Origin of the sequence: Limnothrix sp. PR1529, assembly GCF_002742025.1 — a bacterium.
In the GTDB taxonomy this organism is placed as follows: Bacteria; Cyanobacteriota; Cyanobacteriia; order CACIAM-69d; family CACIAM-69d; genus CACIAM-69d.
In genome coordinates, this window is record NZ_LIRO01000064.1 from 107994 (window position 1) to 124007 (window position 16014).

Sequence of the window (16014 nt, forward strand, 5' to 3'; positions counted from 1 at the left end):
AATCAATTACCCAATCATTGATCAGTCGCCAATGAGTTGCTAACCGATCGATGATGAATTGATCGTGGGTTGATCATGATTGCGTTGATCGTGATCTTGATCATGATCATGAACGAATTGCAAACCAATTGCAAATTAACTGCAAATTAACTGCCAACCAACTGCCAACCAATTGGCCATAAGCTGCTGATTGTTCATGAATGCATCAAGCACGATCAACCCATGGATGAATCGATCATCGATACATCGCACATCAATCATGAGTTGCGCATGAGTTAATGATCCATTAATCAATGATCCATTGATTAAGAATGGGGCGATCGCTCTGGGCAATCTATCGCAAAGTCACGAACTCTTCAGCGGTGGAAGGATGAATAGCAATGGTGCGATCGAAGTCGGCCTTCGTTGCCCCCATCACCACAGGAATAGCCATGCCTTGGATAATTTCCGCCGCATCTTTGCCCACCATATGCACGCCTAAAATGCGCTCGTCTTCACCTTCTACCACCAGTTTGACCAACACCTTTTCGGTGCAATCGGTCAGGCTATAGATCATTGGGCGGAAGCGGGCACGGTAGATTTTCACCCGATCGCCATAGACGGCCCGGGCTTCTTCTTCGGTCATGCCCACGGTGGCGGCTTCCGGTTGCGAAAACACAGCAGAGGGAATGTTGCGATGGCTGATGGTGCGAGGCTGGTGACCAAATACCGTGTCGGCAAAGGCACGCCCTTCCGCGATCGCCACGGGGGTGAGATTGACCCGATCGGTGCAGTCGCCCACGGCGTAGATGTGGGGCTGGTTGGTGCAGTGGTCGGCAGTCACGGCGATCGCCCCATTCACCACTTCCACCCCGGCAAGCTCCAGATTCAGCGGCTCAATTTGGGGTTTGGGTTTGCGGCCCGTGGCGCTCAGGATGGCATCGGCCATCAATTCATGGGCCGCACCATCGGACGTTTTGAACTGCATTCGCAGGCCGGCATCGGTTTTTTCAATTTGGAGGGTGGCGATATCGGCGTGGGTATGGACAGCAATGCCCCGATCGACCATGGCTTGCTGGATTTGATCCCGAATATCGCTATCAAAGCCGCGCAGAATTCGATCGCCCCGCAACACCTGCGTCACCTCAGAGCCTAAGCCCTTGAGGATTCCAGCAAATTCCACGCCGATATAGCCCCCGCCTAAGACCACAAACCGTTGGGGGCGCTCCTTCAGCAGGAACATCTCCCGCGAGGTGATCGTATGTTCAATGCCGGGCACATCTGGGCGCACAGCTTCGCCACCCACGGCAATCAGGATGTAGCGGGCGGTCACTTCGCGAGTGCCGCTGGGGCTAACGATTTCAATCCGGTGCTCATCCACAAAGCGCCCCAGACCCGAAATCAGCTCTACGCCCGCTTTTTCTAGAAAACTGATGTGTAGTTTGTTAAGGCGCATCACTTCCGTCTGCACCGCGTTGATCAGCTTAGACCAGTCGTGCTCTGGCTCCACTGCTGACCAACCGTAGCCCGTGGCATCCTCGTACCAGTGGGCAAACTGGGATGCATAGACCATGAGTTTTTTGGGCACGCAACCGCGAATCACGCAAGTGCCGCCCACGAGGTCGCTTTCTGCGATCGCCACTTTTGCGCCGTAGCTGGCGGCTCGCTTGGAAGCGGCCAACCCGCCGGAGCCTGCACCAATAACGAAGAGGTCGTAGTCAAATGTCATGATGTTGCCTTCTGATCCAGCCGGAGCGATCGAGCTTGCCCCGCCCTTCGATCGTAGCAACCGACCTCGCAAACGGGCGCACTGGATTGCGATCGAGCTAGCAGCCCAGAAGGAGCAAGGCGATCAAGAAAGGAGATTAAAGAAGGCGATCGAAAAAGGCGATCAAAGCACGATCATGCAAATGGCACGATCATGAAATGCCCTGACCCCGCGCCCTCGGCCGATTAACCATCGATGAGCCCTGGATTGAGCAGATTCTTTTGGGCAGATCCCTTTGGGCAGATCCCTTTGGGCGAATCCTTAAGCCCCGATCGCCTCAGAACTGTCGGTCATCCGAGGAGCCGCATAGCCCGTGCCGCGTACCGTCAAGATAATTTCCGGGTTACGCGGATCGTCTTCCAGTTTTGATCGCAGCCGCGCCACATGCACATCCACCACCCGCATGTCCGCTTGGATCCGAGGGGCATAACCCCAGAGAGTTTGCAGAATTTCGCCCCGGGGCACGGCTTCCCCGTTGCGGCTAAACAGCAATTCCAACAGGCTAAATTCCGTATGGGTCAGACGAATCCGCCGATCGCTGCGATAAACCTGGCGCTTCCGGGTATCGACTCGCAGGGAACCAATTTGAATCGTGCCATTCCCGATCGGGGGCGGCGTGGTTTTGTCCTTCACCCGGCGCAGCACACAGGCAATTCGCGCCTCTAATTCTTTAGGGGAAAAAGGCTTAGCTAAATAATCATCGGCTCCCATTTGTAAGCCAGTGATTCGATCGCCCACATCGCCCAAGGCCGTCAACATAATGATCGGCACATCGGAGTTTTGGCGCAGGGTTTGGCAAACGCCATAGCCGTCAATTTTCGGCATCATTACATCCAACACCACCAGATCGGGATCCTCGCGGTCAAATACCTCGAGGGCCTCCTCTCCATCCGCCGCCGACACGACTTCATACCCCGCCAGCGAAAGGCGCGTAGTCAGGATCATCCGCAATGCCGATTCATCATCGACAATCAGGATTTTGCCGCGCGATCGCCCTGATTCTGTGATCGTCTGCAAGGAATTTTCTGCCAACATTTTTGTTGATTTCATTTAAAAAGCTTGCAGTTATTCATCAACGTTGGCTGCCGATTGGGCTGGTTATTTTGATTCATGAATTGTGTCAGAACAATTCGAGCAAAATCAGCCGATCACAGCCGATTGATGAACACTTCAGCAATCAACGGAGAAGGGGCTTCGACGGTTGAATGGTGTCATTCAGTCGCCAAAGAAAAATTAAGAAACGTGAATGCACGTCTGTCAAATACGGTGCGGTCTGAACGCAATCGCCCTTCAACCCAATGGATTGACAAGTCACCAGCAACCGACGGTTTAGGGAATGGATCACAACTGATTGAGATCAATTCCGGTTGGTTGCATTGACCAACAATGGGCCAAGGTCTTGATGGGCTAAGGATTCTCGCTCATCTGAATATTACCAGATGTAACGTTTTCGCCGCAAATCTTAAAGAAATCTGAGGATTAACCGTAACGGTTGATTAATTGACCCCCTTGATCGTGATCCATGATCTTGGTTGGCCGTCTCGGCTCAGGGCGGCCGCCAGCGTGATCAGCTTTCCGATCCATTCTGAGACGCAGCCCAATTGGGGGGGCGATCGAACCGTCATTGAACCCATGGCAGAGTGCTAGAGTCTACTCGATCGCCCGGCCGGCGAGCGGTTTCCCGCACCAGGGCTGCTCACACCCCCACGCTTTCATGTTCCCAATTTCTGCATTATTTCTGCGTTCCGAAGGAGCCTATTCCCATGACTGTCGGTGGCGACACCATCTTTGGCAAAATCATCCGCCGCGAAATTCCCGCCGCGATCGTGTATGAAGACGACTTGGCTTTGGCTTTTCGGGATGTGAATCCGCAAGCCCCCGTCCACCTGTTGGTGATTCCTAAAAAGCCGATCGAAAACCTGGCGGCGGCCACGGCGGAAGACCAAGTCCTGTTGGGGCATTTGATGCTTGTGATCCAAAAAGTTGCCCAACAGGAAGGCCTGGATCAGGGCTATCGCGTGGTGGCCAACACCGGCGAAGATGGCGGACAAACGGTTTTTCATCTGCATTTCCATGTGCTGGGTGGGCGATCGCTCGCCTGGCCGCCGGGTTGATGGATTCTTAACCGCCTGCCGCGCGGGGCCCGGGTACTTTCAACGGGCCCCGCGCTCCGTCTGCACCACCCACACTTAAGAAGCCGCCGTCGCTAGGGATGGAGATGGGGCAGCATCCTGATTTTTGAGCTGAATGAGTTCCACCTTGTAGCCGTCTGGATCCTCCACAAAGGCAATCACCGTCGAGCCATGTTTCATGGGGCCGGGAGCGCGGGTCACTCGCCCGCCCCGCGTCGTGATTTCCTCGCAGGTGGCATAGATATCATCTACCCCCAGAGCAATGTGACCGTAGGCCGTTCCGAGTTCGTAGGACTCCACGCCCCAGTTGTGGGTTAGCTCAATGACGGCCGTTTCCGACTCGTCCCCATAGCCCACAAAGGCCAGCGTGAACTTGCCATCGGGATAATCCTTTTGGCGCAAGAGTTTCATCCCCAACACATTGCAATAGAAATCGAGCGATCGCTGCAAGTCGCCCACCCGCAGCATGGTGTGAAGTAGTCGCATGGTTCTCTCCCGCAAACGGTTCGATCTAACAAAGCCACGAACAAGCAAAGGCACTAGCAAGGTCAGCCTGATGCATGGCCCATTAGGGACAATGCTTTTCAGTTTAAACTCGAAAACTTCAACCGGTTCCCCAAAAGCACCTCCAGCAAGACTCACCCCAAACACCCAAAGTTAATGGCGACTAAAAATGCCCATAAAAATGCCAACTAAAAAACCCATGCCGGATGCAGCGATCGCGTCCAGCACGGGTTTAGTTTAGGGGAACCTAAGCAGGGATTGGAGCGTCAGTTAATCTAACGAGCCGCCCGTAGTCCACCGCTCGGCAAGAAGGCCATCGGGTTCACTGCGCCTTTGCCCGATGGGCGAATTTCAAAATGCAGGTGGGGACCAGTGCTGCGGCCGGTGCTACCCATTTCTGCAATCAATTGACCTTGGCGGACGGTTTGACCAGCCCTTACCAAAAGACGGCTGTTGTGGGCGTAGCGAGTGAAGCTGCCGTCCGGGTGGCGAATGTCCACCTTGTTGCCGTAGCCACCGCTGTCCCAACCGGAAACTGCCACCACACCGTCAGCCGCTGCCACAACCGGTGTACCCACAGGGGCTGCAATATCAATGCCTCGGTGCATCCGGCCCCAGCGCCAGCCATAGCCAGAGGTTAGAATGCCTTGGCTCGGCCAGATGTAGCCGCGCATGGCCTGGGGTTGTGCGCCCGGTAGGTAAGCCGAAGGATCCGACAGAGGCGGTAGTTGCGGTGAAACACTGGCATTCAGCAGCGTTTGCACGCGGGGATTACGGGCGTTCAGCGGTTCAGAGGCGGCTGCAATTAGTTGGCTGCGGCGCGGATCCGCTTCCGGCATCGGTTGGCTCAGGGCCAACGGGCGATCGCTCAGGGGCGCAGAGGGCGGCTGTACAGCCACGGTTGCCGCCTGATTGGCCACGGTGCTGGCTTGGCTGGCGGCCACGGCGGTGGCGGCGGCCGGAGCCAACAGACTGATTGCACCGCTGCGGCTCGATTCGCCGGTTTGGTTTTGGTAGCGAGCTTGCAGGGCTTGGATTTCAGCTCGCAGACCGTCGATGTAGGGGCTGTAGCGCGGGCTGGCTAGGTCGCTGTTGGCCGTCCCCTGTTGGAGGCGGCTGCTGGCGGTGGGCACATCGGCAGCGCCGGCCAGCGATTGAGCAGTGGCAGCATGGCTCAGAAGATTGACAGCACCACCGCCGGCTTCTTCCGTTGCAACCGTGCGGGCGGCTGCGGCACTCACGGGCACAGCCGGGCGATCGAGGCGCTGCGTGGGAACCGCAACGGCCGTGAGTCGATAATCGGCGGCGGTGGGGATGCTAACCACCAGGTCGTTAGTGGTGGGGGTCACCGCATCTGCAGAAGCACGCTCGGCCGTAGTCGCCGGTTGCAGTGCAACGGTTTCTTCGGTGCGATCGGTCGTGGGACGCTCTACTGATTCAGCTGATTCAGTGGTTGGTTGCGGCTCCAGGGCCAGCAGCTCGATCGCCTCGGTGGTCGAACCCAGGAGGTTTCCGGTGTTCGCCGCCAGCGATTGCAGTGCTTGGCTCAGTCGATCGCTCTGGGCCTGCAAGCGATCGATGCTCCGGATGGCAGCGGCATCCGCCAGGAGGTCGATCGTGTTGGGCGAAGAGGGGGCTTCCGCGACGGGAACTTGCGTCACAGCAGGACTGTTGGCGCTAGGCGACTCGGCCGCAGTGGACGAAGCATCAATCACAACCGCCGCTTCAGGGGCAACCGCAGCCACTTCAACCTGGTTTTCCGGGAGGGCTGGGATTCGACTGCGATCAAGGGTGATTGCTGTGGGCTGGCTGTCGGCTTCGCTTTCGCCGTGGGCCAGGGAGGCGGAAAATTGCTCGGAATTCGCTTCAGCCGTTGTCTGACTCGGTTCGACGGTGGGCGCGCTCAAGGTCGCCGTTTCCACTTCGGCGGTGATTGGCTCGATCGCGCTAACAACGGTGCGTTGGGGAATGCTGCGGGCTGGAATGGTGAGTTGTTGACCAGCGCTCAGGACAGCATCAATCGACAGGTGGTTCGCCGCCGCTAGGGCTTCCGGCGCAACATCGTATTGGCGGGCGATGGTCGCGATCGTGTCGTTGGCTTGAACCGTATGGGTCTTGCTGGTGGCCGCCGCCACGGTTTGGCTACTGAGGGACGGAGCCTGGTTGGGTTCTGCCGCAATCGCGTGGTCGCCTTGGCGGGGCAACAGCAACCCTGTTGCACCCATTGAGATTGCCAACCCTAGCGTCGCGATCGAGGCGCGGGTCTTCCGACTAGTCTCCGTGGGAGCTTGTTGGTACTGTTCGGTCATCGCACGATGTGGATTGTTGGTCATTGGGGCGCTGGCAACTCAGCAGTCAGCAAGCCTTGGGCTGGTAAACCACAGAACTCGCCTCGACTCTGGTCGTGGGTGGGGTGCTCAATCGTTGATTGCCCATTGGACTGCGATTGAATCAGCCTTGCCGTCCCAAGCGCCTTGGATGGCTAGATCACCGCTCAGGTGCGACGCGGCGGCCAGCGATAAGCTCGGTTAGACCGGGGTCTTAATACGAGTTAAGGCTTAGGCAAGACTACCCTGCTTTTGTGGTTTAGGCAAGTTTAACCAGATTGGCAACTGATTTGTGACAGTTTCGGTATTTGTTTTCTTGATGAATATTGGGCCTTTCGGTGATGTTTTGCTGTTCAGAATTGCGCCCCTTATTTGATCATCATTTTTCCAAAGTCCTTTCCTCAAAAGACTTTCAGGCACTCAAACCATTGGCAACGAGTATCGGATTACCTGCCTTTCAAGACTTAGCCGATAGGTCAGGATCACCGTAATCCTACGCTGTGTCTTGGATTGCCTAGTCAAGATTTCCGAGGAGGGAATATGTCGTTTTAGAGCCTGATGAATTAAAAAAAATGTAAAATTCGCTGCAAAATTCGGACGATTCATCGATAGGATTTTCTTATTAATCAGACTCCCGATCGCCCCGACTAAGGCACGAAAGTCCCGCCACGGCGATCGCCCCGAAGAGGTGAAGGGCTGACTAAGCCTGAGCAATCACGACCCAGCTATGGTTCAGCCGCGATCGACCGGCGATCGGGAGTCAGAAGCCGCCTTAATCGACTTTATTTAGCCCCTGGCGGGCGATCGTGATCGGCTCCCATCTGCCTGGATGGTCAAATTCAGACAGTTGGCTATCCATGAACCCCGTCAGCCCTGGGCAAGATGAGCCAATTCCAGGCGATCGCCATCCCGTGACCGTCCTCGCTGCTCATTACCCCTCAACCTTCTCATTACCCAGGGCCTGGACTCGCAACAGGACTTACCCCAACAATCCCAACTGCCGCCGAGCCTCAAACAGCCCGATCGCGGTGCTTGACGATAGATTCAGGCTACGAACACCCGCGCAGTCCATGGGAATACGAGCAATCAGGTCACAAGTTTCCAGCACCGAAGTCGGCAACCCCTCCGTTTCGCTGCCAAACAGCAGCCAATCCGTAGGGGCGTAGGCGATGTGGTGATAGGACGTGCTGCCACCGCTGGAAAATCCAATCAGTCGTCCCCCGATCGGGCGGTGAAATTCGGCAAAGACCGACCAATCGGCGTGATAGCGAAGCTTGACAAACGGCCAGTAGTCCAGTCCAGCCCGTTTGAGGTAGCGATCGGTAATTTCAAAGCCCAAAGGGCCTACCAGGTGCAGTTCCGTACCGGTGGCAGCGCAGGTACGGGCAATATTGCCCGTATTAGGCGGAATTTGCGGATTAACCAACACAATTTGCGGTTGCATAGAATTTCTTAGCGACTGAGGAACTGAGACGACGGTATTTCAGGGAAATTCACCCCAAACCGCTCAATTGAGATCGTCAAACGAACCAAGATTTTTCACCCTGATTCGCCTGCTCCGGGAGGCTGACAACTATAGATTTTTTTAATCACTGACCGGGAATCTCGATTGATTATCAAAAATAATTTAAAACTCGTTAAGCATCATGATTCCCAATCATTAATCGCGATTGAAAAACATAATCAATCGTGAATCGATCGCGATCGCCCCTCAGCAGGCCCCAAAGGAACGTCCCCAGACAAACAGCGGCCCGGCCACCCCTGTGCTGCCCATCCAACCCCGCTTGGATCAGGCCCCCAGTCCACGGCCGCGAACGACAACCGGTGATTGCCTCCTGAGCCGGCCCAACAGTTGTGTTTAACAATACATATATATGGATGTGTACAGAGATGCCGACAAACACGCCGCACTGTCCCACAGCGATCCACAGCACCTGGCATGATTCGGTATCGTGAAAGATTGGGCTTTGAGCGGTAGAGCGCATTTGGATCGCCGCCGCCAAGTTGCCTAGGTCAAAATCATACCCCCCAACAGCTTGCGATACCGATAGCCCAGTTCGGCGGCAATTCGAGGATGGTTTGCCAAATCTGGGTCGGTGTTGATCAAATCCTCAGCGGCCGATCGAGCCAAGTTCAACACATCGCGATCGTCAACCAAGCTGGCCAGGGCAAAATCTGGCAACCCCGATTGGCGCGTGCCCAACACTTCACCGGGGCCACGAAACCGCATATCCATCTCTGAAATGAAAAAGCCATCCTGAGATTGGGCCAACACCTCCAGCCGCTGGCTGGCTTCCGGGCTTTTGCTGGTGTTCATCAACAAACAAAAAGACTGGGCCGCCCCCCGCCCCACCCGACCGCGCAACTGGTGTAACTGAGACAAGCCAAAGCGCTCTGCATGTTCAATCACCATCACCGTGGCGTTGGGCACGTCCACCCCCACTTCAATCACCGTGGTGGACACCAAAATCTGGGTTTCGTTTTGCCGAAATTGTTCGATCGCCCGGTCTTTATCGGCCGAACCCATGCGCCCATGGAGCAAACCCACCTGAAACTCCGGAAACACGACCTCAGAAAGGTATTGATATTCCTCGATCGCGGATTTCAAATCGAGCTTTTCCGACTCCTCCACCAGCGGCAACACCACATAAACCTGGCGACCTTGGGCAATTTCTCGGCGCATCAGGTCATGGGCCGCCGGGCGATCGCCCGATCGCAGCACCGTGGTTTGAATCGCCTGCCGACCGGGCGGCAACTCGTCAATTTGGCTCACATCCAAATCCCCATGGATCGTCAGCGCCAAGGTGCGCGGAATCGGCGTGGCAGTCATGGTCAACACATGGGGCTGAAATCCCTTTTGTTGCAGCTTGGCCCGCTGTTGCACCCCAAATCGGTGCTGCTCATCAATCACCGCCAGGCCCAAACGGGAAAATTCCACCTTGTCTTGAATCAGGGCATGGGTTCCCACCAACAGGGGCAACTCTCCCGTTTGCAATTGGGCATGGATGGCGCGTCGTTTTTTGGCTCCCGTGGAACCCGTCAGCAACTCCACGGGCAAGTGCAACAGGTTAAACCAACCGACAATTTTTCGGTAATGTTGCTCCGCCAGCACTTCCGTGGGAGCCATCAGGGCCGCTTGGTAGCCCGCTTGGATGGCCGCCAGGATGGTGATCACGGCCACGACGGTTTTTCCGGATCCCACATCCCCTTGCACCAGACGGTTCATGGGGGTGGGCCGTTGTAAATCTTCCAGAATTTCGCCCACCACGCGCTTTTGGGCCCCGGTCAGTTCAAAGGGCAACACCTGATGAAATTGGTCAATCAGAGGGCCGGTGGTAGCCAAAACCACGCTGGTTTCCTGGCGTTTTTGTTGCGATCGCCGCTGGAGCAATCCCAACTGGAGGTAGAAAAATTCATCGAAAATCAACCGCCGTCGGGCCGCCGCCAACTGATCATCGTCGGCGGGAAAATGCACTTGGGCGATCGCGTCGGCAATTTTGATCAGGTTGTAGCGTTCACGAAAGGTACGGGGCAAGGCTTCCGGCACTTGGCTGGCGGCGGGCAACACAGCCAAGACCGATCGCCGCACCAAATCCGCCGTCACCCCTTCCGTGAGGGCATAGACCGGCACGACCCGCCCCACCGTCAAGGAGGCGATCGTCCCGTCGGCGCTGTCGATCACTTCCAAATCGGGATTGTCGAGCGTAATGCCGTATTTATCTTGCTTCACCAGGCCGGACGCGGCCACCAGTGTGCCTGAGGAGTAAAGACTCTGTTGGCTCTTTTGCCAGGCGATCGAACTAAAGCGGGTTCCTGCAAAAAACTTGCTAATTCGCACTTGGCCCGTGCGATCGCGCAGAATCAGTTCAAAAATCGTGAGTTTTGAGTTTTTGGGACTGGTAAAGCAATTACAGCGCTTCACCGTCCCCACAATCGTCACCGTTTCGCCCCCTTCCAAGTCGCGGATATTCACCTGGCGGGCGTAATCGATATAGTCGCGAGGGTAATGGCACAGCAAATCCTGCACCGTCAACAGCCCCAACTTGGCCAACCGCCCCCCCGATCGCGTCCCGATCGCCCGTACCTGCGACAGGGGCAGATCCAAAGTCAGCGATCGGGCAATGGTTGCCGGTTGCAGTTGGTTCAAATCCTTCGTTTTTGGGCGCTTGGGCGATCGGGGGGCCGCCTCTGGAGCCGCGGCCTCGGCGATCGCCCCCTCGCAGGCACGCTGCACCTGGTGCAAAAACTGCCGCGTGTTCACCACAATCCGCTTGCGTTGGGCCAAGTCCAAATTGGGATATTCCGCAAACTGGGCCGCCGTTTCTCGCCACCGCCGTCGATCGCTCGCAGACAATCCTTGGGGCGGCCGGCCAAACTGCAGACACAAAAATTCACTGAATCGATATTCCCGCCCAGCCAAATCCCCAAAGCCCCGTTCCGCTTCCACGGCCAGGGCCTTTTGCAAACGAATCCAGTCGGGTAGATCAGACAAGGTGAGAGCTAGGGCGGATTAGTTCAAAAACCAACTAACAGCTAATTACCAGCCAACCAACAACAAGCTCGTCAGGCCACACAAGACCACAAACAAGCCGCAAACAAAACTGGGCGATCAGGCAAAAGGCGATCGGGCCCACCGAGGAATTCGTTGCAGAACTTCACCCAAGGTAGGAATCGACTGCCCACCGGAATCATAGCGATCTTCTGGATTGGCTCCCAAATTCAATCGCAAGGCATGGATTGGGCAGCGGCAACCAACAGCGTCCAGTCTCGCAAATTGGTCTCTGAGCGATGATTTGCTAGCTTTGAAAGCGCCGAGATTTTCCGAATCTCAGTCGCGGGCCCCACAGCATATCGTCAGTTACCGGCCCGTTGCGCTGCCTAGTTCCCTTTTCCTTTGCCTATGTCTCCTGAAACTGCCACCCCCACGACTGCTCAACCAGCCAAGACAGTGCCCCTACGCGCAACCGGCATCGACCCCAACCATTGGTATGTGGTGGCGAGCGATCGGGAAGTCACTCGCCAGCCGCTGGGCGTGGAACTTTGGGGGCGGGCAATTGTGCTTTACCGCGACACCCAAGGGCAAGTGCAAGCCCTGGAGGATTGTTGCCCCCACCGACTGGTGAAGTTGTCGGATGGGCGCGTAGTGGGCGATCGGATCGAGTGTATGTACCACGGTTGGCAGTTCGACCATGCTGGGGCCTGCGTGGATGTGCCCTACCTGGGAGATAACCAAAAGCTGCCCACTTGCCGAATTCGTACCTACCCGGTGCGGGAATTGGATGGGTTCATTTGGTTGTGGCCAGGAGAATTGCAACCGGGACAGGTGTTGCCGGAACCGATGGGACTGCCGGAATGGAGCCACTTAAACTACATCGCTTCCATGACCACGATCGATTGTCAGGGGCATTTTTCTTTTCTGATCGAAAACCTGATGGATATGTACCATGGGCATTTGCATCAGGACTACCAGGCTTGGGCTTCCGCGAAGTTGGAGCAGCTCACCGAATTGCCCGATCGAGTCGATGCTCTCTACGAAGCCCAAAGCTACTACCGAATTGACAAAATTTGGGCGGTGGCGCAACTGTTTATCCCCGCCATGCGCAAACTACACCCGGAACCGCTCCGGGTGAGCTATGTCTATCCCCACTGGGCTTCTAGCTTGGGCCAAGAGTTCAAGATTTATTGCCTGTTTTGTCCCGTCAGCGCCACCCACACCCGGGCCTATTTGGTGCATTTCACCTCCCTACACGCCTTCGAGCGGCTGCATCAGTTGCCGGTGGCGATCCGCCAGTGGGTGAAAGATCGGATGTTTAATGCGGCGGCCAAGTTGCTGGAAGGGTTGGTAGAGCAGGATGTGTTGATGATTGAGCAGGAGCAACGATCGTTTGAGGCAGATCCTCACCGCAAGGGGCCAGAACTGAATCCCGCGATCGCGGCAGTGCAGCGCCTCATTCGATCACGGGGTCGATCAACAACCGCTGGGCTGGCCCATGAATGATTAGGAGTGAGTGGGAGTGATGAGGGGTAATCAGGCGTAATTAACCGTAATTAATCGACCGTTGATTAACCCATCATTCAAAAACAGCATGGGCCGGAGTCGCGCAATGTTCAGGGCGATCGCGCAAGGAAACGGGGAACTATGGCAAAGTTTGCTGGCTTAGGCCGTGATCGGGTCTTGATGCGGATTATTTTCCCAACGTCCCCGATCGCGCCCTTGGGTTCCTTGCTTGCCCCAGCTCATGCGACTCGAACAGTTACAGGCCTTCCTCGCGATCGCGGATACCGGTAGTTTCCAGGCCGCCGCTAAGCGTTGCGGAGTCACCCAATCCACCATCAGCCGCCAACTTCAGAGCCTGGAGTCTACCCTGGGGCTAACCCTGATTCGTCGCAGCACCCCCATCCAGCTCACTCTTGCTGGCAACCAACTGTTACCCCACGCCCGCCGAATGGTGCAGGAGTGGGACTTGGCCAATCGGGCGATCGCCAACCTGCGCGAAGGGCAACAACCGGAACTCTGCATCGCCGCCATTCACTCCGTTTGTGCCTACCGACTGCCCGCCATTTTGCAGGACTTTATCCAAACCTATCCCCAAGTGCAGTTACGGGTGACGGCCTTGGGCAGCGATCGATCGCTCAAGGTGTTGCGCGATGGGCTAGTTGATGTGGCCGTGGTCATGAATAACCGGTTTTTGACCAATAACACCGATTGGGTGGTGGATTCCCTCTATAAGGAACCCGTGGTGGCCCTTGTCAGCGCATCCCATCCCCTCGCCAACCATGGGCAAGTGTCCTGGCTAGATTTGGGGGAATATCCCCATGTGGTGTTCAAAGATGGCTACGGAATGCAGCGGTTGGTGCAGGAACAGTTTGCCCGCGAGGGAATTACCCTGCGGGTTGCCTTGGAGTTGAACACCCTCGATGCCTTTCGGGGAGTTGTCCGCCAGGGAAAATGCGTGGCCCTTCTGCCAGAGTCGGCCGTGCTGGAGGCGAAGGAGGATCCAGGTTTGCGAGTGCTACCGCTGGCGGATCCAGCGATCGAGCGGGAAGTGGTGTTGGTGACCACGCGCGATCGACTGCAATTACAACCCATTAGCTATTTCCGACAGTTGGTGCAAGCCACCCTCCATCAACAGGCCTTGCTCCCCAACCGCCCGCTGGCCAAGTGAACAGATGAACCCGTTATCCTCCCTCGATCGACCGGGGACTTGACGGGGGCTTGAGCCAAGCAAACACAAGGCGTGATCGTCCCTGCCACCCGTGCTAGCCTACGGGAAACTGCTGTTTTCTGTCCCGATCGCCCCTGGCCACCATGGTTTTGCTCCTCCTTCCGCCTGTTGTGGGCACAGTGCCTTCGGTTCCCAGCGCGATCGGCCTGTGGGCGGTTGTGGGAATTGACGGACTCCTCTCGATCGGCCTGCTGTGGCTGGCTTGGCAACTGTGGCAACTACGGCGCACCCTTCGGAACACCGCTCAGGGCCTGGAATCCGCCGCCCGCAGCACCCATGCCGTCCTGGGCAATGCGCCGCAAAACATCGCGATCGGCCAGCGCGGCATCTATGGATTTCGCCAAACCTACCGGGCCTTTGAACCGGCCCTCGAAGCGAATCTCCAGAAAATTACCTGGGTGCTCTCCCTAATTCAACAATTCACAAAACTTCAATCTCGGATCAAGCGATCCACACCCAAGCAATAGCCAATTCATGGTTCATCTGCGAACCTTCGTCGATCCGAGTTAAATCACCGGGGCGATCGATCCATGTGACCAGCGATGTGACCAAAAATACCCAAGATTGGACATTAACATTACCCAATCACAGGCTCCTCAGTTTCTCTAGAGGTGCGAATTTTGCTGACTCAATGCCGCCCAACCCATTCTGAGGCCAGAATTCTCAGTCTTCGCCTCAACCCCTGCCGGTGACCTCGCAACACCTGTCGCAAAATCCACACTCGATCGACCTTTAAATCACCAAACCGCACAGGATTATTTCTATCGATCGCCTCGTGCCAAATTTGTGCAATTTTGACTTCAATTTATTTAATCCAGTTTCTGATCCCGACAGTTTTTGTTTATAAGTCTTGTGATTTAACTTTTTGATCACTTAAGTTGATTTCAGTTAGGTCGCACGTCTACTCTTGCTCGGTGGCATCATCATGTCGGACTCTATCTTCGGTTTGCCTGAGTTTGCAGAACCCACTCCTTTCGGTGTTGTGCCAAATTCACAGCCAGCGATCGACCTCAGCCGACTGTTGCCACCCATCTTGGCCAATGGCCTTTCCACCAGCGAGCGGTTGGAACAAATCCAGCAATTACAAACCGGTAGCCTCACGGATCCCATCTTAGGTTCCGACCCACAAGCCACGATTCCAGCAGGCCGCACCCAAAACGTGCGCCGTAACCCCGCGCTGGGCAACGGCCCATCCACGCCAACCGGCGATGGCGGACTGGGCGGAACAACCCCGCCGATCGACCCCTTGACCGGTGACCCACTGGATGACTCATCCACCACACCGGACGGCAGCACTGGGGCGATCGAGCCAACGCCCGCCCTTACCAGCCTGTCCACCGCACCCACATCCCCCAGCATTCAGTTCACCTCCGGCGCTTTCACGGCCCTGAGCGCAACGGCCAGCGTTGAATTTCAATGGGATGGTGGCGGCTATAGCAATACTCAGTTAGGCATTTTTTCCCTGGAAGGAATGGAGCAATTCACGGGCGATGCCTTCCACCGAGAAGCCGCCCGCCGCGCCACCACCAACTCCCCCAGCGGTCACCTGCTGATTGACGATCGCACCGAAGGCGCAAAGTTCGGCGGCAAGCTGAATCACGAAGACAACTTCAACCAAGGCCCCTTCAACGGAGTCAAAACCTTCAGCATCACTCCCGGGGCCAAATATGGCTTGATCCTGATTCCCGATGGCAAACTGGCGGACATTGCCACGGGTGCAGCACAGGCGGAGGGGTCGCGCCGTCCGCTTTATTCCATGGCCACCGCCAACCCGGATCAGCTCTTCCAAGCTGGGCAGTTGGTGGAGGTGGGTTCAGACCCAACCCGAGGCAACACCTACGTGTTTGAGGATTTGCGCCTTGATCAAGGGAGCGATCGGGACTACAACGATATCGTTGTGCGGTTGCGTGGATTTAGTGGTTCTGTCCCTTCGATCGACCAATACATCGACCCCAACAAAGACTGGCGCAAGGAAGAAGCGGGCAAGCTGTTGTTAGCTGATGCCCTGCCCTACGTCACCGTTGAGCCATCGCAACCCACCCCTAGTCCTACCCCTAGTCCCACCCCTAGTCCTACCC

At 56.3% G+C, this 16014-nt stretch carries 11 protein-coding genes; 5 read left to right on the plus strand and 6 right to left on the minus strand.

From position 1 onward, the window contains the following. Positions 1-334: 334 nt before the first annotated feature. The gene (gor, locus tag AMR42_RS10500; RefSeq protein WP_099533400.1) at positions 335-1708 is read right to left on the minus strand and encodes a glutathione-disulfide reductase; all 1374 of its coding nucleotides are present in this window, start codon (positions 1706-1708) and stop codon (positions 335-337) included. A 300-nt stretch (positions 1709-2008) separates the two neighbouring features. Further along, positions 2009-2782: a response regulator transcription factor RpaB gene (gene rpaB / locus AMR42_RS10510; RefSeq protein WP_099533402.1), complete on the minus strand. Its 774-nt coding sequence runs from the start codon at positions 2780-2782 to the stop codon at positions 2009-2011. A 728-nt stretch (positions 2783-3510) separates the two neighbouring features. Between rpaB and AMR42_RS10515 the strand changes: the two genes are divergently transcribed. Next, complete coding sequence (locus tag AMR42_RS10515) at positions 3511-3861, plus strand: histidine triad nucleotide-binding protein (RefSeq protein ID WP_099533403.1); 351 nt, start codon at positions 3511-3513, stop codon at positions 3859-3861. A 75-nt stretch (positions 3862-3936) separates the two neighbouring features. Here the strand turns inward: AMR42_RS10515 and gloA are convergent, their stop codons facing one another. The 4 genes from gloA to recG all read right to left on the minus strand — a co-directional run bounded on the left by gloA (position 3937) and on the right by recG (position 11202). Further along, on the minus strand, positions 3937-4365 hold the full coding sequence (gene gloA / locus AMR42_RS10520; RefSeq protein WP_099533404.1) for a lactoylglutathione lyase: 429 nt from the start codon (positions 4363-4365) through the stop codon (positions 3937-3939). 293 nt (positions 4366-4658) lie between these two features. Then, positions 4659-6692: a peptidoglycan DD-metalloendopeptidase family protein gene (locus tag AMR42_RS10525; protein WP_158234442.1), complete on the minus strand. Its 2034-nt coding sequence runs from the start codon at positions 6690-6692 to the stop codon at positions 4659-4661. Positions 6693-7689: 997 nt separating this feature from the next. After that, positions 7690-8154: a tRNA (cytidine(34)-2'-O)-methyltransferase gene (locus tag AMR42_RS10530; protein WP_099533406.1), complete on the minus strand. Its 465-nt coding sequence runs from the start codon at positions 8152-8154 to the stop codon at positions 7690-7692. Positions 8155-8718: 564 nt separating this feature from the next. Further along, positions 8719-11202, minus strand: a complete 2484-nt coding sequence (gene recG, locus AMR42_RS10540; RefSeq protein WP_099533408.1) for an ATP-dependent DNA helicase RecG — start codon at positions 11200-11202, stop codon at positions 8719-8721. Between the two features lie 408 nt (positions 11203-11610). Between recG and AMR42_RS10545 the strand changes: the two genes are divergently transcribed. From AMR42_RS10545 to AMR42_RS10560, 4 genes are all read left to right on the plus strand, one after another. Beyond that, positions 11611-12708 (plus strand): aromatic ring-hydroxylating dioxygenase subunit alpha, encoded by a 1098-nt coding sequence (locus tag AMR42_RS10545; RefSeq protein WP_099533409.1) that lies wholly within the window; start codon positions 11611-11613, stop codon positions 12706-12708. Between the two features lie 241 nt (positions 12709-12949). Then, positions 12950-13876 carry a LysR family transcriptional regulator gene (locus AMR42_RS10550; RefSeq protein WP_099533410.1) on the plus strand — a complete coding sequence of 309 codons (927 nt, stop codon included), beginning with the start codon at positions 12950-12952 and terminating at the stop codon, positions 13874-13876. A gap of 143 nt (positions 13877-14019) precedes the next feature. Further along, complete coding sequence (locus AMR42_RS10555; RefSeq protein ID WP_099533411.1) at positions 14020-14403, plus strand: hypothetical protein; 384 nt, start codon at positions 14020-14022, stop codon at positions 14401-14403. Positions 14404-14861: 458 nt separating this feature from the next. Further along, on the plus strand, positions 14862-16014 hold a 1153-nt coding region (locus AMR42_RS10560), incomplete at its 3' end, for a DUF4114 domain-containing protein (RefSeq protein WP_143473022.1).

What these genes read in the sequence shown, in the direction of transcription:
- rpaB (WP_099533402.1), bottom strand. Translation starts at nt 2,782, where the DNA reads ATGTTGGCAGAAAATTCCTTGCAGACGATCACAGAATCAGGGCGATCG.
- gloA (WP_099533404.1), bottom strand. Translation starts at nt 4,365, where the DNA reads ATGCGACTACTTCACACCATGCTGCGGGTGGGCGACTTGCAGCGATCG.
- AMR42_RS10555 (WP_099533411.1), top strand. Translation starts at nt 14,020, where the DNA reads ATGGTTTTGCTCCTCCTTCCGCCTGTTGTGGGCACAGTGCCTTCGGTT.
- AMR42_RS10545 (WP_099533409.1), top strand. Translation starts at nt 11,611, where the DNA reads ATGTCTCCTGAAACTGCCACCCCCACGACTGCTCAACCAGCCAAGACA.
- AMR42_RS10525 (WP_158234442.1), bottom strand. Translation starts at nt 6,692, where the DNA reads ATGACCGAACAGTACCAACAAGCTCCCACGGAGACTAGTCGGAAGACC.
- gor (WP_099533400.1), bottom strand. Translation starts at nt 1,708, where the DNA reads ATGACATTTGACTACGACCTCTTCGTTATTGGTGCAGGCTCCGGCGGG.
- AMR42_RS10530 (WP_099533406.1), bottom strand. Translation starts at nt 8,154, where the DNA reads ATGCAACCGCAAATTGTGTTGGTTAATCCGCAAATTCCGCCTAATACG.
- AMR42_RS10550 (WP_099533410.1), top strand. Translation starts at nt 12,950, where the DNA reads ATGCGACTCGAACAGTTACAGGCCTTCCTCGCGATCGCGGATACCGGT.
- AMR42_RS10515 (WP_099533403.1), top strand. Translation starts at nt 3,511, where the DNA reads ATGACTGTCGGTGGCGACACCATCTTTGGCAAAATCATCCGCCGCGAA.